Source organism: Arsenophonus endosymbiont of Crataerina pallida (assembly GCF_964020125.1).
Lineage (GTDB): Bacteria > Pseudomonadota > Gammaproteobacteria > Enterobacterales > Enterobacteriaceae > Arsenophonus > Arsenophonus nilaparvatae.
Window position 1 is genome coordinate 2,815,287 of the sequence record NZ_OZ026540.1, and the last position, 21,892, is coordinate 2,837,178.

The window sequence follows — 21,892 nt, forward strand, 5'->3', positions numbered from 1 at the left end:
AGAATTGTTAGTATTTGTGTAAAATAAGGTTAATTAATGGATTCGATTTGTTTCCCTGACATAGCTAAATTGCGAGAGTGGCTTGTTCAACTCAAAACTTCATATTTTGAATGTGATAATTGCCAGGCATTGCATTTGCCACATATGCAAAATATTGATGGTATTTTCGATGCTAAAGTTGATATTGTTGAAAACATATTAGTTTTCTCTGTTTTGGCTGAACTCAAACCGACATCGATTATTACCCTATTAGCAAATTTAAGCCAAATTAATGCCAGCTCATTAACGGCGAAAGCATTTATGGAAATTAATGATGAAAATTTGCCTAAACTAGTGGTTAGTCAATCTTTTTCGTTATTGGCTGGCATGACTTGTAATCAATTCTCCAGTTTCCTTCAGCAAGCAGAAGAGCAGATGGCGGCTATTATTTTTGAAGTTTATAACAATGATCTACTGTATAGCGGTCAAGAAGATATTGACGATGAAGAGCTATCAGAGCGACCTTTACCTGCCCGCTTTCTGCTACATTAAGTTATAAAAATAGATGCAATTGGCATCTGCCATTCATGTGGATGGATAATGGATTATCTATTTTACATTTATGAAGATTAAAAGAATAACAATAAATCTCAGACTATTTATTACTTTAAAAGGTCTGGCTATTTTGCTAGATTCTTTTTATTCCTGTTAACCGCTTCGTTTGCACCTTATCTACCAAATAATATTCGAATAATAACCGCTTTCTAAAAGGAATTAGAATATGATCAGTTCATCGCAATCTGCTAGTGTCAATAATATTGAATCTTCCGTTGCTTCCAGTCCTGATTTTGATCCGATAAAAGTAGAAATCGATAAAAAAATCGACAATAAATTTGTAATGGTTTTTAGTGGATTTTCTGGCATGGGATATGAAAACACAGAAAAATTACAAGACTATATAACAAAAGAGATAAAACAAAATATTGATGAGCATGGGATTCATAATTTACTTATTGTTGCCGGCGCGACTCCTGAAGGTATTGGCTGTGTCTATGATATTGCTAAAAATTTAGGGGTAAGCACTTTCGGCATTGTTTCACAACAAGCTTCAACAAATAGCCTATCAAAAAATTGTGAGAGTGTTATGCAAATAAAGGATCCAGATAACAGCTGGAAAGTTTTGGATGATTCTGGTGATTCTTATATGGTATACGCTGCAAGTAAAAATGGATGTTTTTTAGCGTTTGGTGGTGGCAGTGTTACTCTAAGTGAATTAGAAGAAGCGGCTGGCAAAGGTATTGAAACAAAAATTTTTCCTGAGTTTTTACCAGATCCAATTAATTTAGATGGTAAATTAGCGCAAGGAAAAACAATGGCTGAAATATGTCCAATACAAACAAAATATACAAAAGAGATATAGTATAAAAATAATCTCTCCAGCTGATTTACATAAACGAATAAGGCAATATATTTAGACCGCCATTTATTCTTAATAGCTAGGGTAGTTTGCTATCTTACAAAATGGAGTGATTATTTTAATTGTAAAAACTCTCAGTCTCTTGATGGTTATATTGCATTAAACAAAAAAACGTTTATCAAGTGGTGTTCAGTGTTATTGATATCTTACATATTATAGATTTTAGACGTTAAAGATTAGCACACATTGAACACATCAAGTCTTTGCGTAATTAGTTAAAAAATTACCATAAATATAGTTTTCTTTATTAGAAGGCTAGATTTATTTGGTCAAATTTTTTCAAAAGATAAAGTGTATTGTTCAAGCCAACGCATTAATAAAGTTAAAATGCCATTCACGCATAAATAGATAATTCCCGCTGCAATAAAAACATCGACATTATAAGTTTGGCCAAAAATTTGTTGGCTGTATCCCATAATTTCTAATAGCGTTATGGTACTTGCTAGTGAAGTGCTTTTAAAGATAAGGATCACCTCATTAGAATAGGATGAAAATGCACGTTTAAGCGCGTAAGGCAAAATAATTCTTAGGGTTTGGTAATTTGACATACCTAACGCCTGACAAGATTGCCAGCTAGCTTTAGGAATTGCTTTTACTGCACCATGAAATAATAAGGTGGAATAGGCGGCGCTATTAAGCGCTAACGCTAACAGGGCACAAACCCATGGAGTAGAAATCAATGCCCATAATGCAGGGTACTCTTTTAGTGCGGGAAATTGACCGGGTCCATAGTAAATCAGAAAAAATTGAACCAGCAAAGGAGTGCCGGTAAATAGCGTAATATAGCCTTGAATAATAGCTGAAAAAATCGCTGTTTTTAACGATAAAATAATAGTCAAAAATAGTGCTAACAAAAAGGCAATCAGTAACGCGCATAATGTTAATGATAGACTGGTTGGTAAGCCTGGCAGCAATGACATGATTAAATCGATCATTTTGCGACTCCCCGTTCAAACTGAGTTGTGCGTAATTCAATGCGCCGTAAAATAAATTGACTTACCAGGGTGATAACCAGGTAGATTAATGCCACAATTAAGTACCAAGTAAAAGGTTCCTGAGTACGATTGACAATCGTTTTGGTTTGCAACATCAAGTCATTTACGCTAATCAGTGAAACCAATGCAGTATCTTTTAGCAATACCAGCCATTGATTGCCTAAGCCAGGTAATGCATGACGCCACATTTGGGGCATAATAAGCCGTAGGAAAGCAATATTTCGATTGAGACCCAATGCATGAGCTGATTCCCATTGGCCGGATGGTATCGCTTTAAGGGCGCCTCTTAAGGTTTGCGATGCATAGGCGGCATAGAGTAGAGCAAGAGCAACAACACCACAGAAAAAAGGGATAAAATCGAATTCACTATTTTGTGGGAAGAACCAGTCGGGATCGACTTGCCAGGTTGTTTGCCAGAAAATAAAATTAATATTAATGCCGTCACCTAACAACATAATAAATTGTAATGTGCCATAGTAAACGAACAGCACAACTAATAATTCAGGTAATCCGCGAATTAAAGTCACCCAGCAAGAACCGAGCAAGGCTACAGGCCGCCAGCGAGCAGATTCCCAAGCAGTAAATACCAGGGCTAATAATAGCCCTAGTATCAAAGCGATACCAGCAAGAGTAATCGTCAAACCGGCGGCATTTATTAGAAACAACAGATTATTCATCACGATAATCGACTATTTTTGCAACCATTTTTGATAGATAGCATCATAGGTGCCATCTTGTTTTAATTGTGCCATCGCTTTATTTAATTTATCTAGCAGCGCTTTGTTTCCTTTGCGTACCGCAATACCCAGACCCACACCAAAATAATTAGCATCTGTTATTTTTTCACCCACGGCGACAAGGTTTTCGTTACCTTTTGTTTTTAACCATTCCGTTGTAACAGCGGTATCTCCAAACACAGCATCTATACGGCCATTTTGTAAATCGAGGATAGCAGTTTGGTAATTATCATACGGGATAGCTTGCATCTCTTTATGCTGTTGGATGATATATTTTTGATGGGTGGTTCCATTTTGCACGCCAATTTTTTTACCTTTTAATAATGATATTTTATTAATTTTATTTTTTACTGCGATAAATGTTGCTGAGTTATTATAATAACTATCAGTAAAATCAACTTGTTTTTGCCGTTCTGGGGTAATATCAATTCCAGCCATCAAAGCATCAAATCGACGCATTTTCAAACTGGGGATTAAGCTATCAAAAGATTGATGAGTAAATGTACAGTTGGCATTGAGTTTTTTACATATGGCATTGGCCAGATCAATATCAAAACCGACAATGTTATTATTGGCATCAATTGATTCGAATGGGGCATATGTTGCTTCAGTTGCAAAGCGTATCGTCTCTTTTGGTGAGGCTAGTACTGATATGGATAGGCTGCATAAGATAATAGCTAACAGTGATTTTTTCATTACGTTATTCTCAATGAGATGAATGGGATAGATAATTTTCCAAGCCTTGAGTTTGTGGTCTAGTGAAACGATCAATATCGCCTTGCTCCACAATTACCCCTTTTTCCATATAAACTATCTTGCTCGCTGTTTTACGGGCAAAATCAATTTCATGAGTCACTATCAGTTGGGTGATGCCCGTTTTTGATAATTCCTGTATAATATTAACCACTTGGCTTGTAATTTCAGGATCGAGAGCGGCTGTTGGTTCATCAAATAACAGTATTTCAGGCTCCATCATTAATGCTCTGGCAATTGCCACTCGCTGTTGCTGACCTCCAGAAAGATGCAATGGGAAACGATTAGCACATTCGGTTAACCGTAAACGATGCAATAAATTTGCTGCTTTTTCTTTAGCTGCTGCCTTAGTTAAACCTAATACTAAACAAGGCGCTTCAATCAGATTTTCCATTACGGTCAAATGTGACCATAAGTTATATTGTTGAAATACCATCCCCACTTTTTGTCTTAACGCTCTGATTTCATTTTTTTTGGTTTGGCGTGAAAAATCAAAATGGTACCCAGCGATGTTCAGTTGGCCTGAACGGGGCATCTCTAGTAAATTGAAGACACGTAATAATGAGCTTTTGCCAGCACCGCTTGGGCCAAGTAATACCATCGTTTCACCCGTTTCACATGTCAAATTGATATTGTGTAGGGCTTGCTCTTCACCATAAAAGCAATTAATTTGTTTTAATTGAATACTCATGCTAAAAATCTGAATAAATAAACAAGTTAAACAATGATAATCTTAATGGAATAGTTATGCAATATGTAATTTCTTCAAATAGACTAATATTGATATTTTATAAGGCATTTTGGCTTTATTAAGATGATTTTTATTGTTCTTTATGCATTATTAATGCAATTTTATTGATTTTTTTAGCCATGCCCTTAAATATAAAACGATGAATTGGGCTCATGATTAGCCAATACATTAGTCCTGAAAAACCGGCAGCATGCCACCATGCTCTGACATCTAACGTTCGATATTTGCCATAATCCTTGATGGTAAAAGTTAAACGCCCTAGTCCCGGTGCTTTCATACCAAATAATAGAGTTAATTGATGTCCGGGTTTGATATTAATCACTTTCCAGCTATCGATCATGTCGCCTAAATATAATTCCTCACGTATGGGGCGGCCATATTTTACTTTGTTGAGCATTAAATCATAAATCAAGGCGCGTAATTGCCATAAAATATTGGCGTAGAAATATCCTCTTTTGCCACCAATTTGTTGCACGATTTGCCAAATAGTCCGGCTAGTAGCGCGGGTTGTTAGCGTAAAACCGGCATCTTTCAGATAATAACTATATTTGTCACACCATTTTGTTTTTAGGATTGGATCTGAGCCCCAATCCGCTTTATTAATGGCATTAGGCGAGTGAATAAACGCTTGTTTGATTGCTTCATCAACGCTAAGCAATTTTTGCGGAATAAGCTGTTTTAACGCTTGATCATTAGCTGGCAGATTGTGCTGTAGCCCTTGAATTAAACTTTTGGTAATAGAGGGAGAGACTGACGTTATTAGGCTAATGAATTGAATGGAAATTAATCTCATTGGGATAGGTAGAGGGATAAGCGGTCGATGCTTACCGCTTATCTGCATAAAGCGCTTGAAGAGTGTTTGATAATCAATATATTCCGGCCCACCAGCATCAAGTATACGATGCTCATTAGTTGGATGGGCTATCAATTGCGTCAGATAGTACAGCATGTTTTCTAAAGCAATAGGGCAAGATTTTGACCTTACCCAACGTGGGTGAGTGAGAATGAATAAGTTGTAAGTCATATCCCGAATTATTTCATAAGGCGCGGAGCCCGCACCAATAATAATTGGTGCCCGAATTTCTGTCAGCGGAATTTTACTTTCACGTAAAATTTCTCCGGTCAGTTTACGTGCCATCAGATGTTGTGAATGACAGCAATGGTTTTGTAGTGCGCTTAAATAGATAACTTGTTTTACTTGAGAGTGCTTGAGTACATTTTTAACATTAAGAGCAGCCAGGCATTCTTGTTCAATAAGATTATTATTAGCTGCCATACTGTGAACAAGAAAGTAAACGATATCAATATTTGTCATAATATCGTTTAAGGTTTTGGCTGCGAGTAGATCAACATAGCAACATTGAGTATTTGGCCAATTTTGTGCTCTAGCGCAATCAAGTTGACGTGTTGCTGCGGTGATCATATGTCCTTGTTTGATTAACGCTGGGATCAGATTTTGACCAATATAACCGTTAGCACCAAGTACTAAAATCCGTTTTTTACCCATATTTGGTTACCTATTTAGCACCAGCGTGGTTGGCAGAAAATTTAGTTGTCTATTAGGTGAAGAAGGCAATCAGTAATGGCGTCAATAGACTTAGTACAAAACCGTGGACAATGGCAGCAGGTACAATAGACACCCCTCCGCTACGTTGTAATATGGGTAGCGTAAAATCCATCGATGTTGAGCCACAAATCCCCAATGCAGTAGAACGAAATTGATTGATAATAATTGGAATAAGCATAATAGCCGCTAATTCACGCATTAGATCGTTAAAGAAAGCGGTACTACCAATGACTGGCCCGTAAGCGTCGGTAAGCAGTATACCGGTTAGCGAATACCAACCGTATCCGGCAGCAATCGCTAAACCTACTTTAGTAGGTAGCCCTAATAAAAATGCCGCCAAAATACCACCAAGTAGCGCGCTGGTGGTAACAATTACCGCAATCGCTGCGCCTCTGAAATTGATTAAAATTTGCCGAAGATACATCCCACTATTACGAAGATGGCAACCCACCAATAATAATAAACAGATAAGGGTAATTTCAGTACCATGTTTGGCATAGGATAAAAATGGCCACTTTGTTAATCCTAACAGGAAACCTAGTATTAACACGCCACACAGTGGTAGTGAACTTAAAATCATTTTTAATCGAGAGAGTGGTTTATTGGTTTCCCGTTTCGCAATTTTCCACGGAAAAAGTTTATCCAATAATAATAAAGCAATCAGGTTAGCGGCAAAGGTGCAGCAAAAGAAAACCATGGTATAGATAAAAATTGCAGTAAGATGAGTACTAATATTATCTAATAACGCCAAAGTGATGCCCATTAAAAATAAAATAATGTAAACCATCACACCTAATAGGCGATGAGTAAGCGCTAAAATCTTCTTATTCTTGAAGCGAAATAGATAACCTAGTGTTAACGGTAAAAGAATGATAAGTAGTCCTGAATACATAGTCCATCCTTATTACAATTAACGCTTTTATGGCGATGATTTTGTGGAAATAATGTGAAAAAGATAGGCAAAATATTGATAAATATTTTATAACAGACTCAAACTAGGCGCAATATCATAGAATAATATTTAAACGTAATTCATTTGCTCACAGGATAATCCAGTAACTATTGCTGATAGGCATAAAAAGAGGTTAACCATGTATTTGCAACAAGTGGAGATTTCTGGTTTTCGCGGCATCAATCGGCTTTCATTGACCTTAGATCATAATACTGTGTTAATTGGTGAAAATACCTGGGGTAAGTCAAGTTTGTTAGATGCGCTGACTATTTTATTATCACCTAAGCAGCCGTTATATCAATTTAGCCAACATGATTTCCATTACTTGGTAGATACAGATGAACAAGTCAATAATCTACAAATTATTTTAGTTTTTTGTGAAAACCAGTCAAATAGTCACAACGCTAGTCGATTTAAGTCCTTATCTGCATTATGGATTGAAGGAAATGATAAATATAAACGTATTTATTATCGTGTGAGTGCTGAACGACAAAATAATATTGTAGCTACCGAAAGATGTTTTTTAGATAAGGACGGCAATAAGCTGGCTTTAAATGATAATAGCAAATATATCCAGCAGATTATTCGACTATATCCCGTACTACGTCTAAGAGATGCCCGCTTTTTACGCCCTACAGCGGCTGAATCTTATGATGCTGACTATAAAAAACCCTCTGTTAAATTTGCCAGCCAATTACAACAATTGACCCAGGCATTAATAAAAGCATCACCAAAATTGTCTTATGAAGAGATTGAAGATGGCTTTGTGGCAATGCAACAGTTGCTCGGTTATTATTTTGCCGAACAAAATATGCGCTTATTTAATCGACCACATCAGTCAAATATTGCCTATCACTCACCTAATAGAAGAGGCTGGCGGGTGCTGGAGGATATCAATCGTATAGTCGGTAAACCGGAACAGCATTCTATTCGGTTAATTATTTGGCAACTTTTTTCATCATTTTTACAATTACAGGGCGATTTTCAACTAAATAGCGATGCTCGGCCTATTCTGATTATCGAAGATCCAGAAACTCGTTTACATCCTATTATGCTTTCGGTTGCTTGGCGACTATTAAATCTTTTTTCATTGCAGCGTATTAATTCAACTAATTCAGGCGAATTGCTTTCACAAGTTCCACTGGAAAATATATGCCGCTTAGTACGTAATTCAAATCGAGTGGTTGCTTATCGGTTAAAGGCGAACAGGTTATCACTGGAGGATATGCGTCGTCTTTCATTTCACATACGCATTAATCGCCCATCAGCACTATTTGCACGCTGCTGGTTATTGGTTAAAGGTGAGACCGAAATCTGGTTAATGAATGAATTAGCACGCCAATGTAATTATCATTTTGAGTCAGAAGGTGTTAAAGTGATTGAGTTTGCGCAATGCGGTCTTAAGCCATTATTAAAGTTTGCTAATAGTATGGAGATCGAGTGGCATACTTTGGTTGATGGCGATAATGCAGGGAAACAGTATGCTGATTCAGCAATTGCTTATGCTGAAAGAATCAATGATACTCCTCGAGATAGACTAACTATATTACCTGCGTCAGATATGGAGCATTTTCTTTACCGTGAAGGTTTCAGCGATATTTATCATCAGATTGCCGCTATTCCTGATAATGGTAAAATATCACCGCGTCGTGTCATTATTAAAGCAATTCATCGAACTTCTAAACCTGATTTAGCAATTGAAGTCGCCAATAGAGCGGCAGAAAAAGGCGTTAATTCAATTCCTTCTTTGCTGCGCCATATGTTTTCACGTGTTGCATGGCTAGCCAGAGGGCAATCTTAGTAAACAGGTAAGCAATAAAAATATTGTAGCATTTGTCTGCTGGTTTTAGTCGAGGCAGCAGTGGCTCTTATACGGTTTTTAACCTATTCCATATTAAAAAAAGGTATTTTTAGTATGAAATTTCTTCCCAATCAAAAAAAGCGTTTATTAATTTTTCTGATGTTGATATTAATTATTATCATCACCGCTGTGATGCTTTATATAATCAATTTACCCAAAAAAATAAATTATCAGACTGTACCCGTTATCAGAGGAAATATCGAAAAACTTGTACTTGCCACGGGTAAGCTGGACGCGTTGAGTAAGGTAGATGTTGGCGCCCAGGTTAGTGGCCAGTTACAGACCCTTTATGTAAAAGAGGGGGATATGGTAAAAAAAGGGGATTTGTTAGCGGTAATCGATTCGCAAAAGGTGCAAAATGTTGTTAAAGAATCAGAGGAGACGCTGCGTGAACATCAAGCTAATTTAGCCTTAGCGCGGGCTGAATTGAAGTTAGCAGAAATGACTTATCAGCGCTATGTCGATTTGGCAAAGCATCAGGCTATTTCGCGGCAGGAGTTTGATCGAGTTAAAACTGATGTTGAGGTTAAAAAAGCGCGGGTAAAAATTTATATTGCCCAAATTAATCGTAATCAAGCCTCGTTAAATACAGCTAAAACTAATTTGAAATATACCCATCTTACTGCGCCATTAAGTGGGATTGTCACTAACATTAAAACGTTGCAGGGACAAACGGTAATCGCTTCTCAAGAAGCGCCAACTATCATGACATTAGCCGATTTGGATACAATGTTAGTAAAAGCACAAGTTTCTGAAGCCGACATTATTAATCTTAAATCGGGGCAAAAAGCTTCTTTTACTATTCTTGGCGCACCGGATAAAACTTTTGCTGGAGTTTTGAAAGATATTTTACCTACGCCGGAAGAAGTTAATGATGCAATTTTTTATTATGCACGCTTTGAAGTACCCAATCCGCATCATATTTTAAAACTACAAATGACTGCACAAATTAAAATTCAACTTGCATTACATAAAAATGTATTGCTTTTACCACTATCTGCCTTGAGAGAAAATATTGCTAATAATCAATATATTGTTGTACTACTACAAAATGGGCAACAAGTGGAAAGGAGAGTCGAAGTTGCTACCCAAAATTATATTGATGCAGAAATTGTTTCCGGTCTTGCTGAAGGTGACTTAGTAATTACTAACTCTGAGATAGCAAAAGGATGAAGGAATGAGTGCATTACTTGAATTGAGTAATATCGGTCATAATTATCGAACAGGTGAACAACAGGTAAAGGTACTAGAAAATATTTCTTTGACCATAAACGCAGGGGAAATGGTAGCGATTGTTGGCGTTTCAGGCTCTGGCAAATCAACTTTAATGAATATTCTTGGTTGCTTAGATAAACCAAGTTATGGTGAATACTATCTGGCTGGGCAAAATATAGCTCAACTGGATGACGAGCAGCTTTCTGTTTTACGCCGCGAATATTTTGGCTTTATATTCCAACGTTATCATTTGTTACCTTATTTGACTGCCGAACAGAATGTTGAAATTCCGGCTATTTATGCCGGTACATGCCAGCAAGAGCGCCGTAAACGAGCAATTGGATTATTAGCGCGCCTTGGTTTGAGTGACCGAATTAAATATTATCCGACGCAATTATCTGGCGGCCAACAGCAGAGGGTCAGCATTGCTCGGGCATTGATCAATGGTGGGCAAATTATTTTAGCTGATGAGCCAACGGGGGCATTGGATAGCCATTCTGGTGATGAAGTTATTGCTATTCTTAAACAGCTATGCCAACAGGGATATACTGTTATTCTGGTTACCCATAATATGCAGATCGCAGCGCAGGCAGAGCGGATAATTGAAATTAAAAATGGCGAAATTATCCATCATTCCGTGCAACGCGAGCCAACAAAAATATTACCGCCGATTTTCTCTGCTAAAAAGCAGCAAATTTCAATAACGCAACGACTTAATCAGTTTAGAGAAGCGTTACTAATGGCATGGAGAGCAATATTAATTAACAAAATGCGCACATTACTCATTATGCTTGGCATTATTATTGATATTGCCTCGGTCGTTAGTATTCTTGTTATTGGTAATGCGGCCAAAAGGTCGGTATTAGCCGATATTCAGTCAATTGCGACAAATACTATCACAGTCTTTCCTGGTAAAGGATTTAGTGACGTCAGCCCAGAAGATAGACGGGCGCTGACCATAAGCGATGTGGATGCGCTACAAAAGCAGCCATATGTTTTTGCTATATCAGGTAAAATGAGTACTGATGTTCGCTTACGTTATGGCAATCGGAATTCAGCAGCCAGTGCATTTGGCGTTGGAGAGTCATATTTTGATGTTTATGCCATGTCAATGAGCGAAGGTATAATTTTGACTAGCGATATGGTTAAGCACCATGGACAGGTGATTGTTATTGATCAAAATACCAAGGATATGTTTTTTCCTAAGCAGAAACAGGTTGTTGGTGAAATAATATTAGTCGGTAATATGCCTGTTACTATTGTTGGGGTGGCAGCTGAGCAGAAGTCAGTTTATGGTAATAGCAATATGCTACAGATCTGGATGCCTTATACTACGATGAGTAGTCGTCTGATGAATCGCTCTTATTTTGATAATCTTTATATTAGGATCAAACAGGGGTATAGCTCGTTAGAAGCAGAACAACAATTGACGCGATTGTTAACGGTATTGCATGGTAAAAAGGATATTTTTACCTATAACTTCGATACATTGATTAAAACGATAGAAAAAACGACCAATACGCTACAGTTATTTTTAACATTAGTGGCGGTTATTTCCTTGCTAGTCGGTGGTATCGGTGTGATGAATATCATGCTGGTTTCAGTAACCGAACGGACGAAAGAAATTGGTATTCGCATAGCAATCGGTGCGCGAAATAGCGATATTATGCAACAATTTTTGATAGAAGCAATTTTTATTTGTTTGTTTGGTGGTTTTTTAGGGATCTTACTCTCTTATATCGTGGCGCTTATTGCGCGCTTACTATTACCGGATTGGCAGTTTGCTTTTAGCCTAATGCCACTGCTTGGCGCTTTAGTTTGCTCAACCATCATTGGCCTCATTTTTGGTTTTTTACCTGCCCGCAATGCGGCAAAGTTGAAACCGGTAGATGCTTTGGCAAGGGAATGAGTAATAAATATTTATATGCTCCCAAAAGAAGCTTGGGAGCAATAATTAAAATAGCAAATGATTAAAGGCAATGAAAACCAACCTATCCATTTTCTACAGGAATAATAAGGCTGGCATGGTTACCCTTAGGCCCTTTAGTTGAACTAAAATTGACCTTTTGTCCAGCTTTCAATGTACGGTACCCTTCCATCTGGATACTGGAATAGTGTGCGAAGATATCTTCGCCACCATTTTCGGGGCAGATGAAGCCAAAACCTTTAGCATTATTAAACCACTTAACTGTACCTGTCTCCATACATCATCCTTCATAATGGGGTTTTATCAAACAAGTGCCTGTGAACAGCTCATTTCATATTGCAGCTAACTAAAAATTGCTTGTTCATAAAATATACTGTATTAAAAAGATATATGGCGTCAAGTGTACTCTATTCGTAGAAACTGGTTCAGTTGCTAAAATTTGATTTAGATAACGCTATAGGTCACTGTTTTTTTTATTATTTACTTTTTTAAGGATGATTGGTCACAAATGGGATCAAAGTGATAAACTAAGAATAATTAAGAAAAATGTATAATTAAAATATTTAACTGGATTTTTACATAATGAGTGAGTGCCAATCAGATTATCAGACGGATGTCAGGCTCAAGGAACAAGTGGAACATGCTTTACAGCCACCTTCAATGTATAAGGTGATTTTGAATAATGATGATTTCACACCAATGGATTTTGTAATACAAGTGTTAAAAAAATACTTTTCTTTTGATGAAGAGCAAGCCACACAAATCATGTTGGATGTTCATTTTCACGGGAAAGGGATCTGTGGGGTTTATACTGCTGAGGTTGCAGAAACAAAGGCCGCGCAAGTTAATATTTATGCAAGAGAACATGAATATCCATTACTTTGCACGATAGAAGAAGTCTGATTAGACTAATTTATAGGGAGGTGATTATGCTTAACCAAGAACTTGAACTTAGTCTTAATGTAGCTTTTGCCAAGGCAAGAGATAGCAGGCATGAATTTATGACGGTTGAGCATCTATTGCTGGCGTTACTCAGTAATACATCGGCCAGGGAAGCCTTAGAAGCTTGCAAAGTTGGCCTTGTGGTATTGCGACAGGAATTGGAGCATTTTATTTCACAAACAACGCCATTATTGCCTGAGGATGATAGTCGGGATACTCAACCTACGTTAAGTTTTCAGCGAGTATTGCAGCGTGCAGTGTTTCATGTGCAGTCATCTGGGCGTAATGAAGTTACTGGTGCTAATGTGCTGGTTGCTATATTTAGCGAACAAGAGTCTCAAGCTGCCTATTTATTGCGTAAACACGATGTAAGTCGGCTTGATGTTGTTAATTTTATTTCTCATGGCATGGTCAAAGGTAGTGAGGCTGATAATAGCCATTCCGATTCTATTAATGCCGCTTATCAGAATGAAGAAGCTATTGGCGTTGAAGAACGGGTGGATAGCTTTACTACCAACCTTAACCAATTATCAAAAGCCGGCAAAGTTGACCCTTTAATTGGGCGTCAGCTGGAACTGGAGAGAACGATCCAGGTTCTTTGTCGGCGGCGAAAGAATAATCCGCTATTAGTGGGTGAATCTGGGGTAGGTAAAACAGCGATTGCGGAAGGGCTAGCATGGCGTATCATACAAAATGATATCCCGGAAGTAATGAAAGATTGCACTATTTATGCCCTGGATATCGGTTCACTACTGGCGGGTACTAAGTATCGTGGTGATTTCGAAAAGCGCTTTAAAGCATTATTAAATGTGTTAGAAAAAGATGAAAAAAGTATTCTCTTTATTGATGAAGTCCATACGATTATTGGTGCTGGTGCGGCATCTGGCGGACAAGTTGATGCGGCTAATCTGATTAAGCCATTACTATCGAGTGGCCGGATCCGGGTGATGGGTTCAACTACCTACCAAGAATTTAGTCATATATTTGAGAAAGATCGTGCGCTGGCAAGACGATTCCAAAAAATTGATATCGTCGAACCTTCTGCTGACGAAACGGTACAGATTATTAATGGATTACGAGCTAAGTATGAAGCTCACCATAATGTTCGTTATAGTCCCAAAGCGATTAAAGCAGCGGTTGATTTATCAGTAAAATATATTACAGATCGCCATTTACCGGATAAAGCAATCGATGTTATTGATGAAGCGGGTGCAAGAACGCGTTTGATGCCACAAAACCGACGTAAAAAAACAATTGGGGTACAGGAGATAGAATCAGTTGTTTCCCTCATTGCCCGGATTCCTGAAAAAACAGTTTCTTCTAGCGATAAAGAGCGATTGAAAAATTTAGATAATAGATTGAAATTGCTAGTATTTGGCCAAGAGCAAGCTATTCAAACCCTCAGCGAAGCGATTAAAATGAATCGAGCGGGGTTAGGTAGTAGCCACAGACCTATTGGTGCATTTTTATTTGCTGGGCCAACGGGTGTCGGTAAGACAGAAGTCACTGTGCAACTGGCAAAGGCATTAGATATTAAATTGTTGCGTTTTGACATGTCAGAATATATGGAACGTCATACAGTTAGTCGGCTAATTGGTGCCCCACCAGGATATGTAGGCTTTGATCAAGGTGGTTTATTGACAGATGCGGTTATAAAACATCCTTATTCGGTCGTTTTATTAGATGAAATAGAAAAGGCACATTCTGATATATTCAATCTTTTATTACAAGTAATGGATAATGGTACTTTAACCGATAATAATGGCCGTAAGGCTGATTTTCGTAATGTTGTCTTGGTGATGACCACTAATGCGGGTGTGCAAGAAACACAACGTAAATCGATTGGTTTTACTGAGCAGGATAATAGTACCGATGCATTATCAGAGATAAAACGAATTTTCGCGCCTGAGTTTCGTAATCGATTGGATGACATAATTTGGTTTAATGGTTTAACACCAGAAATTATTGCCCAAGTTGTTGATAAGTTTATTGTTGAGTTACAAGCGCAACTTGATGAAAAAGGTGTGTCAATTGAAATCAGTGATGCGGCACGTCAATGGCTTTGTGCTAAAGGCTATGATAAGGCGATGGGAGCCAGGCCGATGGCAAGAGTGATCCAGGATAATCTAAAGAAACCTTTAGCGAATGAACTTTTATTTGGGCAGTTGAGTCACGGTGGTGCTGTTAAGATCGATCTGAGTAAGAAGACGCAAAAATTAACTTATCATTTTGAAGGTATGCATAAAACTAAACCAGAGAATGCAATAATTTAATTACAGATGGTTTATAACCATAGACGATATTCCAATCGTCTATGGCAAGAGCCTGAGAGAAGAGGCGATCAACGGCTACGAAAGATGATTCTGCCTTTACTCAGATCATAAGGTGTTAACTCGACAGTCACTTTGTCGCCCGTCAGAATACGGATATAATTTTTACGCATTTTGCCAGAAATATGCGCAGTAACTACGCGTCCATTTTCTAGTTCAACACGGAACATGGTATTGGGCAGAGTATCTAGTACTGTACCTTGCATTTCAATATTGTCTTCTTTGGCCATCTAATCCTCTGAGTTAATCACCAAGTTTTTTACGGGCAAGATAATGCCGAAAAACCCTCCTTATGTAAAGGAGTGTCGAGTTTAAAGTCACTTTTTCTTTTTATCAAGATACGAAAATTACAGCATTAAAGCTTAATAGTACAAAAATATACAACAAGTATACGGTTTGAACAACGCGAACGATAAAAAAATAAAATGTAATAATATCATAGCAAACCATCTAACTTAGTTTGCAATAGGATGAATGATTCTGTCACTTATATCTTCAAATTGATGCTAAATCAGCTATCTATTGCCTTTGTTTAGGTAGAAAAATATTTTCCAGTTAATCATTCAAAATGATTAATTTCTGCTGCACTGGGTAAATTTATGGTTTGCTTTAGCCAACATGCTTTATCGATAGGTTGATCGCGATATTGATAGAGATAATTTAAAAACTATACTCGAGGGATCTCTTTCACACCTAAAGAGGCGGTATATGCATTAATTATTTGACAATCAAACAGTTTTCCACCGAAACGCAGGAAATGGTGATAAAAAGCAATAAGTGCATATTTAGAACCGTCACTAACACGGCTAAACATCGATTCACCACAAAAAATTTTACCAACATTAAAGCCATATAGTCCACCAATTAATTTTGTGTTGTACCAAACTTCAACGGAATCAGCAACGCCCAGTTGATGCAAAGCAGTATAGGCTTCTATTATTTGGTGGGTGATCCAGGTTCCTTCTTGCCGTTGTGCGCAGGCGGCAATAACCTGTTCAAAGTCATGATTTAGCGTAATGGCATAAGCGGTTTTTCTCATTCTTTTTTTAGTTGTTCGGCTAATGTGTATTTCTGCTGGCAAGAGAACTGCACGTGGATCTGGCGACCACCATAATGGAATTTCCGTTGGATTAAACCAAGGGAAAATCCCTTCATAATAGGCAGATTGTAATCTACCAACAGCCAGATCACCGCCGATGGCTAGTAAACCATTGGGTTCATGTAGAGCATATTCGGGTGCTGGAAAGATATAAGATCCATCATCAAGCTGAAACATATAACCGTCCTATTAACTAATTTTGTAATTATGTTAGTACTATTTGAGCTTGATAATATTGAAAATAGCGCCCTTTCAATTGTAATAATTCTGCATGGGTCGCTTGCTCAATAATTTTTCCATCATCCATCACATATATTTGATCCATTTTTTCCAGACCCTGTAAGCGATGTGTAATAACTAACAAGGTTTTGTCCTGGCAGTGCTGTTGCAACTGAATTAGTATCTGTTTTTCAGTTTTTACATCTAGTCCTTCAGTCGGCTCATCTAATAAAATTATTGGCGCATCATAAAGTAGTGCTCTTGCGATACCTAATCGCCGTTGTTCGCCACCTGAAAGTTGTCGGCCACCTTCACCGATCCAACTATCGAGCCCTTGATTTTTAATCAGGCTGTCTAAACCGACTTGTTTTATTACTTTTGTCAGTAAGGTATCACTTGCATCATCTTTCGCTATTAGCAGATTATTACGTAAAGTATCACTAAAAATATGTGTTCGCTGTGGAATTACCGCCATTAATTTACGTAATGTTTTCTCATTATAGTGATTAATTGGGTGGCCATTTATCAAGATCTGGCCTGAGCTGACATCCCATGCACGGGTTAATAATTGTAACAGCGTAGATTTACCACAACCTGTTTTACCTAGTAGCGCAACATGTTCACCTGCATTGAGTGTTAAAGAGATATTTTTTAATGTCGGTTGCGGTTGTTGGGGATAACTGAAGTGCACTTTTTGCAATTTAATGTCAACCTGATTATTCGTCGTTATATCTGAAGCGGGAAATGTCACAGCCGGCTTCTGATTAATTAACTCCATTAAGCGATTTGCTGAAGTAACCACTTGTCCTAAATATTGAAATGCAACCGCCACCGGCCCTAGAACTTCAAACGCAGCTAAGGTACAAAAGACGAACATAGCAATAAGCGCACCAGGTTTATGCTGTTCACCAACACCAGTTGCTGCCATCCACATTAATAGGGTTGCGGTAAGGCCGGAGATAAAAATCATAATAGATTGTGATAGCGCGGTTAAGTTAGATTGCTGTTGTTGGCGTTTTAGCCAGTTGGTTTCTAGATCGGTCAATACTTGCCGAAAACGAGGTAATGCCCCAAAAACAGTTAGTTCCGCTTGTGCCTGAATAATATTGATTAAACAAGCGCGATATTGGCTGCGAAATATAGTGAGATCGTGTCCAATAGATTTTCCCGCCTGATAAAAAAACCAGGGTAAGGTAATCAGCAAACACAGCATAATTGTGCCCAGAGTAAGGGCAAGAAATGAGTCTAATGTGCTTAATGCCAAAGTGAGTAAAATAGTAATAACCAAAGCAGCAAAAATGGGAGAAAGCACCCGTAGATATAAATGATCAAGGCTTTCGACATCAGCTACCAGACGATTAAGAATATCTCCTTGGCAATAGTGTGCGATACCGCCAGGTGAAAGCGGGAATAGTTTTTGAAATGTAAATATCCTTAAATGTGCTAAGACACGAAAAGTTGCATCATGGTTAACCAACCGTTCGGCGTAACGGCTGGCAGTACGGATAATTGCTGAGCCGCGAACGCCTGCTGCGGGTAGCATATAATTAAAGGTATACAGTCCGGCAGCGCCTGCAAGTGCCGTTCCGGCTAAAAACCAACCTGATAGAGTCAGTAGACTAATACTCGCCAGTACCGCAATAATGGTTAATATAATGCCAAGATTAAGTAGTAACCAATGACGACGATATAGCGCAAGAAAAGGGAGTAGTACACGCATATTATATCTCCTCTGCGCGATAAGTTAGCAGGCGGCTAAAAGCTCCTTTAGTCTGGCTTAGCTTGCTGTATGTGCCTTGTTCAATAATTAAACCATTTTCCATCACCCATATTTGATCATATGCGGCAGCTTCTGCTAATAAATGTGTAACCAGCAAGGTTGTTTGTTTAGTCGAGGCCGCATTAAGTGCTGTCATCACCCGTTGCTCACTTTGCATATCAAGACTTGCTGCTGGTTCATCCAATAAAAGCAAATGACAGGGGTTTAATAACGCGCGGGCGACAGCAATTCGTTGTGCTTGTCCAACGGATAAGCGAGCGCCATTTTCGCCAATTTGGGTATCAACCCCCGCGGGTAGATGCTTAATAAACTCGGTTACATAAGCATTTTCCATTGCAATATTGACTGCGGCTGCAGAAGCTTCGGCTGAATAGAGACGTATATTGTCAATGATGGTTTGTGCGGGTAAATGGGGATTTTGGCCAACCCAGCTAAGTTGTTTGCGCCAATCAGCCATATCGAGATCCCTAAGTTCGATTCCATTAACCGTTAGCGATCCACGATAGGGTAGAAAACCCAGTAATGCATTTAATAATGAGCTTTTGCCAGCTCCGCTTTGGCCGACTAACGCGATGCGTTGATTTGGCAATAGGGTGAAATTTAACGGGCCAGCCAGGCGTACATTGTCATGAGAAAAAATTTCTAGTTGCTGTGCTGTAATAGTTAATGGTTGAGCCGGTGTCATTAGCTGATTGTTCTGCGATAGTGGCGATGGTTGTTCTATGCTGGCTAATAATGTAAATAGAGATTCTGCTACGCCTACTGCTTGTGCTTTATCATGGTAATAAGTGCCTAAATCACGTAGTGGCTGAAAAAATTCCGGGGCTAGTATCAAAGCTAAAAAACCAGCAAAAAGGGTAACCGGTATGCCATAATTACCAAAATGCAATTCGCCTAAATAAGAGAAACCAAAATAAACCGCGACAATGGCGATGGAGATTGACGCGAAGAATTCTAACACTGCCGAAGAGAGAAATGCCATCCGTAAGACTTCCATGGTTCTTTTACGAAACTCTTCGGTTGCTTGTTCAATATCTTTTATTTCTTTGTTGGCACGGAAAAAAAGTCGTAAGGTATCCAGTCCACGTAAACGATCGAGAAATCTGCCGCTTAATCGGGCTAAAGCAACAAAATTTCGTCGATTAACATCAGCGGCTCCCATCCCAACTAATATCATAAATAAGGGGATTAAAGGTGCGGTGATAAATAAAATTAAGCCAGCGGCCCAGTTAAGCGGGAAAATTGCAATCAGAATGATAATCGGGATCATAGCGGCTAAATACATTTGAGGTAAATAGCGAGCGTAATAATCCTGTATGTCCTCAATTTGTTCTAAGATGATAGTAGCCCAACTACCTGTGGGTTTATTTTTAACCCAAATAGGTCCTAATTGGTTAAGTTTATTTAGTACCATGCTACGGATCTGCTGGCGAACAATTTTGCCACAAACAAATCCAACACTTTCTCGTATAAAATTAATTATTGCTCTTACAATAAATACACAAATGAGTAATGAAAATTGAACAAGTAGTTGTTCTCTCGGTACATTGTCTATAATTAATGTTTGTAAAATGGTGGCTAAAAGCCAGGCTTGGGTAACGAGAAGTAGGCCACTAATAATTCCCAGTAACATGGATAAGCGTAGCCAGTGTTTTGCTGGTGCTGATTGTTGTTTCAACCATTTGACCAGTTCAGTTTGTTTTTGTTTATCCATAGTGATGATTTTATATACCGGCGTTAAGTTAATTATTACAACGGGTTGATGTTAATTTTATCTAATATCAACTTTAGAGGTATGTTACAGCTAAAAAGGCGCTATTTCGACAGCGCCTGCTAAAGAACTTTATTAAATTATTATAATTTGTAACATTTATTTGCGGTATAACGCATCTAAATAACGTTCGGCGTCAAGGGCGGCCATACAACCAGTACCTGCTGAGATAATCGCTTGACGATAGATATGATCCATAACATCACCGGCAGCGAAAACACCTTCAACTGAGGTTTGGGTCGCATTGCCTTTAGTCCCAGATTGCACTTGAATATAGCCATTTTCTAACACTAACTGATCGGCAAAGATACTTGTATTGGGCGTATGGCCAATAGCGATAAATACGCCAGTCACGGAAAGCATTTCTATGTTGTCATTTTGGGTTGAACGTAAATTGATTCCAGTGACACCACTATTGTCACCTAATACTTCATCGAGAGTAAAATTGGTATGTAATACAATATTGCCAGTTTTTACTTTTTCCATCATCCGCTGAATAAGGATTTTTTCGGCTCGAAATGTTTCACGTCGATGAATAACATGGACTTCGGAAGCGATATTTGATAGGTAAAGAGCTTCTTCAATAGCGGTATTTCCGCCCCCCACAACGGCAACTTTTTGTTTGCGATAGAAAAAACCATCACAGGTGGCACAGGCTGAAACACCACGACCTTTAAAGGCTTCTTCAGAAGGTAAACCCAGATAGCGAGCTGAGGCGCCGGTAGCGATAATAAGTGCATCGCAGCTATATATTCCGTTATCGCCAGTCAGTTGGAACGGCCGTTGCTGCAGATCAACCTTATGAATGTGATCATTAATAATGTTTTCTTCTGCCGTAAATTTTTTAGTATGTTGCAGCATGCGTTCCATCAACACCGGCCCCATTAATTCGGAATGATCCCCAGGCCAATTTTCAACTTCAGTGGTTGTGGTTAATTGTCCGCCTGGTTGAACGCCGGTGATTAATACCGGACTTAAGTTTGCTCGGGCGGCATAAATTGCTGCTGTATAGCCAGCTGGGCCAGATCCTAGAATAACAACTTTACTATGATTGGTGGTGTTCATAGATGCTCCATTTTTTAAGAATATTTATTCAATGTGGCGATTGTAGGAGATTAGAAAAATTAAAAAAAGTAAATTGAATTAAAAGATGATAAGGAATAGTCATTTTTATTAGCTTGTCTTTAACATTTTATTAAGGCAGCAAGTCATGAAAAAAGATTATTTTTCGTGAAATAACGTTTTAAATTGAGAATTTTCCTTATGTCTTATTGACAATTAGTTAATAATACATTCGTTTCCATATGATGTTCTGATTTTTATTCATAATCTTTGACAATCGGTTGTGTATTTGAGAAAACATCTTGTAGGATTAATTACCTCATTTGATTAATTGAAATTGAACATCATTTAAACAAATAGATAAATATCCTACTTTTCATTATCAAATTGAAAACTAACCAGATGATTTATCTACAAGATGAATTATACTACTAAATACTAATGGTCAGGCGGAGTTTAACCTTATTGCATCTTT

Annotated in this window: 18 protein-coding genes and 1 pseudogene; 7 read left to right on the plus strand and 12 right to left on the minus strand. The window is 38.1% G+C overall.

All coding sequences use genetic code 11. The features are described from left to right. Positions 1 to 36 precede the first annotated feature (36 nt). Together AACL31_RS15070 and AACL31_RS15075 are read left to right on the plus strand one after the other, a co-directional pair. Positions 37 to 531, plus strand: coding sequence for a YbjN domain-containing protein (locus tag AACL31_RS15070; protein ID WP_032116305.1), 495 nt, complete (start codon positions 37 to 39; stop codon positions 529 to 531). A 229-nt stretch (positions 532 to 760) separates the two neighbouring features. Continuing rightward, entirely contained in the window at positions 761 to 1,399 is a 639-nt protein-coding gene (locus AACL31_RS15075; RefSeq protein ID WP_310508962.1) for a hypothetical protein, read from the plus strand. A 326-nt stretch (positions 1,400 to 1,725) separates the two neighbouring features. On the opposite strand, the gene artM is transcribed toward AACL31_RS15075, so the two are convergent. The 6 genes from artM to AACL31_RS15105 all read right to left on the minus strand — a co-directional run bounded on the left by artM (position 1,726) and on the right by AACL31_RS15105 (position 7,151). Beyond that, positions 1,726 to 2,391 (minus strand): arginine ABC transporter permease ArtM, encoded by a 666-nt coding sequence (gene artM, locus AACL31_RS15080; RefSeq protein WP_310511192.1) that lies wholly within the window; start codon positions 2,389 to 2,391, stop codon positions 1,726 to 1,728. Next, on the minus strand, positions 2,388 to 3,128 hold the full coding sequence (artQ, locus tag AACL31_RS15085; RefSeq protein WP_310511213.1) for an arginine ABC transporter permease ArtQ: 741 nt from the start codon (positions 3,126 to 3,128) through the stop codon (positions 2,388 to 2,390). Before artQ ends, artM begins: the two co-directional genes overlap by 4 nt. A gap of 12 nt (positions 3,129 to 3,140) precedes the next feature. Next, positions 3,141 to 3,884, minus strand: coding sequence for an arginine ABC transporter substrate-binding protein (gene artJ, locus AACL31_RS15090; RefSeq protein WP_339053317.1), 744 nt, complete (start codon positions 3,882 to 3,884; stop codon positions 3,141 to 3,143). A gap of 10 nt (positions 3,885 to 3,894) precedes the next feature. Next, positions 3,895 to 4,632: an arginine ABC transporter ATP-binding protein ArtP gene (artP, locus tag AACL31_RS15095; protein ID WP_310511190.1), complete on the minus strand. Its 738-nt coding sequence runs from the start codon at positions 4,630 to 4,632 to the stop codon at positions 3,895 to 3,897. A gap of 130 nt (positions 4,633 to 4,762) precedes the next feature. Continuing rightward, positions 4,763 to 6,199 (minus strand): DUF2867 domain-containing protein, encoded by a 1,437-nt coding sequence (locus tag AACL31_RS15100; protein WP_310511189.1) that lies wholly within the window; start codon positions 6,197 to 6,199, stop codon positions 4,763 to 4,765. Between the two features lie 52 nt (positions 6,200 to 6,251). Next, entirely contained in the window at positions 6,252 to 7,151 is a 900-nt protein-coding gene (locus AACL31_RS15105; protein ID WP_310511188.1) for a lysine exporter LysO family protein, read from the minus strand. 199 nt (positions 7,152 to 7,350) lie between these two features. On the opposite strand from AACL31_RS15105, the gene AACL31_RS15110 reads away from it, so the two are divergent. The 3 genes from AACL31_RS15110 (at position 7,351) to macB (ending at position 12,196) form a co-directional block, all read left to right on the plus strand. Beyond that, the gene (locus AACL31_RS15110) at positions 7,351 to 9,012 is read left to right on the plus strand and encodes a DUF2813 domain-containing protein (protein WP_310511187.1); all 1,662 of its coding nucleotides are present in this window, start codon (positions 7,351 to 7,353) and stop codon (positions 9,010 to 9,012) included. A 114-nt stretch (positions 9,013 to 9,126) separates the two neighbouring features. Beyond that, complete coding sequence (macA, locus tag AACL31_RS15115; RefSeq protein WP_310511186.1) at positions 9,127 to 10,245, plus strand: macrolide transporter subunit MacA; 1,119 nt, start codon at positions 9,127 to 9,129, stop codon at positions 10,243 to 10,245. 4 nt (positions 10,246 to 10,249) lie between these two features. Then, positions 10,250 to 12,196, plus strand: a complete 1,947-nt coding sequence (macB, locus tag AACL31_RS15120; RefSeq protein ID WP_310511185.1) for a macrolide ABC transporter ATP-binding protein/permease MacB — start codon at positions 10,250 to 10,252, stop codon at positions 12,194 to 12,196. Positions 12,197 to 12,278: 82 nt separating this feature from the next. Here the strand turns inward: macB and cspD are convergent, their stop codons facing one another. Further along, positions 12,279 to 12,491, minus strand: a complete 213-nt coding sequence (gene cspD, locus AACL31_RS15125) for a cold shock domain-containing protein CspD (protein ID WP_032116314.1) — start codon at positions 12,489 to 12,491, stop codon at positions 12,279 to 12,281. Between the two features lie 305 nt (positions 12,492 to 12,796). Between cspD and clpS the strand changes: the two genes are divergently transcribed. Together clpS and clpA are read left to right on the plus strand one after the other, a co-directional pair. Further along, on the plus strand, positions 12,797 to 13,117 hold the full coding sequence (clpS, locus tag AACL31_RS15130; protein ID WP_032116315.1) for an ATP-dependent Clp protease adapter ClpS: 321 nt from the start codon (positions 12,797 to 12,799) through the stop codon (positions 13,115 to 13,117). Positions 13,118 to 13,143: 26 nt separating this feature from the next. Further along, positions 13,144 to 15,429, plus strand: a complete 2,286-nt coding sequence (clpA, locus tag AACL31_RS15135) for an ATP-dependent Clp protease ATP-binding subunit ClpA (RefSeq protein WP_339053318.1) — start codon at positions 13,144 to 13,146, stop codon at positions 15,427 to 15,429. A 68-nt stretch (positions 15,430 to 15,497) separates the two neighbouring features. Here clpA and infA read toward each other — a convergent pair whose 3' ends face one another. The 5 genes and pseudogenes from infA to trxB form a co-directional block, all read right to left on the minus strand. Further along, the gene (infA, locus tag AACL31_RS15140; protein ID WP_310511183.1) at positions 15,498 to 15,716 is read right to left on the minus strand and encodes a translation initiation factor IF-1; all 219 of its coding nucleotides are present in this window, start codon (positions 15,714 to 15,716) and stop codon (positions 15,498 to 15,500) included. Between the two features lie 329 nt (positions 15,717 to 16,045). Beyond that, a pseudogene (aat, locus tag AACL31_RS15150) lies at positions 16,046 to 16,762 on the minus strand (leucyl/phenylalanyl-tRNA--protein transferase). A 28-nt stretch (positions 16,763 to 16,790) separates the two neighbouring features. Beyond that, complete coding sequence (gene cydC, locus AACL31_RS15155) at positions 16,791 to 18,524, minus strand: heme ABC transporter ATP-binding protein/permease CydC (protein WP_310511181.1); 1,734 nt, start codon at positions 18,522 to 18,524, stop codon at positions 16,791 to 16,793. Position 18,525: 1 nt separating this feature from the next. Then, the gene (cydD, locus tag AACL31_RS15160; RefSeq protein ID WP_339053319.1) at positions 18,526 to 20,298 is read right to left on the minus strand and encodes a heme ABC transporter permease/ATP-binding protein CydD; all 1,773 of its coding nucleotides are present in this window, start codon (positions 20,296 to 20,298) and stop codon (positions 18,526 to 18,528) included. Positions 20,299 to 20,454: 156 nt separating this feature from the next. Next, positions 20,455 to 21,420 (minus strand): thioredoxin-disulfide reductase, encoded by a 966-nt coding sequence (gene trxB / locus AACL31_RS15165; protein WP_310511179.1) that lies wholly within the window; start codon positions 21,418 to 21,420, stop codon positions 20,455 to 20,457. Between the last annotated feature and the right edge of the window lie 472 nt (positions 21,421 to 21,892).

Coding starts and splice junctions, on each gene's coding strand:
- artQ (WP_310511213.1), bottom strand. CDS start 3,128: ATGAATAATCTGTTGTTTCTAATAAATGCCGCCGGTTTGACGATTACT.
- clpS (WP_032116315.1), top strand. CDS start 12,797: ATGAGTGAGTGCCAATCAGATTATCAGACGGATGTCAGGCTCAAGGAA.
- cspD (WP_032116314.1), bottom strand. CDS start 12,491: ATGGAGACAGGTACAGTTAAGTGGTTTAATAATGCTAAAGGTTTTGGC.
- AACL31_RS15075 (WP_310508962.1), top strand. CDS start 761: ATGATCAGTTCATCGCAATCTGCTAGTGTCAATAATATTGAATCTTCC.
- infA (WP_310511183.1), bottom strand. CDS start 15,716: ATGGCCAAAGAAGACAATATTGAAATGCAAGGTACAGTACTAGATACT.
- AACL31_RS15110 (WP_310511187.1), top strand. CDS start 7,351: ATGTATTTGCAACAAGTGGAGATTTCTGGTTTTCGCGGCATCAATCGG.
- artJ (WP_339053317.1), bottom strand. CDS start 3,884: ATGAAAAAATCACTGTTAGCTATTATCTTATGCAGCCTATCCATATCA.
- macB (WP_310511185.1), top strand. CDS start 10,250: ATGAGTGCATTACTTGAATTGAGTAATATCGGTCATAATTATCGAACA.
- artP (WP_310511190.1), bottom strand. CDS start 4,632: ATGAGTATTCAATTAAAACAAATTAATTGCTTTTATGGTGAAGAGCAA.
- AACL31_RS15100 (WP_310511189.1), bottom strand. CDS start 6,199: ATGGGTAAAAAACGGATTTTAGTACTTGGTGCTAACGGTTATATTGGT.
- artM (WP_310511192.1), bottom strand. CDS start 2,391: ATGATCGATTTAATCATGTCATTGCTGCCAGGCTTACCAACCAGTCTA.
- AACL31_RS15070 (WP_032116305.1), top strand. CDS start 37: ATGGATTCGATTTGTTTCCCTGACATAGCTAAATTGCGAGAGTGGCTT.
- macA (WP_310511186.1), top strand. CDS start 9,127: ATGAAATTTCTTCCCAATCAAAAAAAGCGTTTATTAATTTTTCTGATG.
- trxB (WP_310511179.1), bottom strand. CDS start 21,420: ATGAACACCACCAATCATAGTAAAGTTGTTATTCTAGGATCTGGCCCA.
- AACL31_RS15105 (WP_310511188.1), bottom strand. CDS start 7,151: ATGTATTCAGGACTACTTATCATTCTTTTACCGTTAACACTAGGTTAT.
- clpA (WP_339053318.1), top strand. CDS start 13,144: ATGCTTAACCAAGAACTTGAACTTAGTCTTAATGTAGCTTTTGCCAAG.
- cydD (WP_339053319.1), bottom strand. CDS start 20,298: ATGGATAAACAAAAACAAACTGAACTGGTCAAATGGTTGAAACAACAA.
- cydC (WP_310511181.1), bottom strand. CDS start 18,524: ATGCGTGTACTACTCCCTTTTCTTGCGCTATATCGTCGTCATTGGTTA.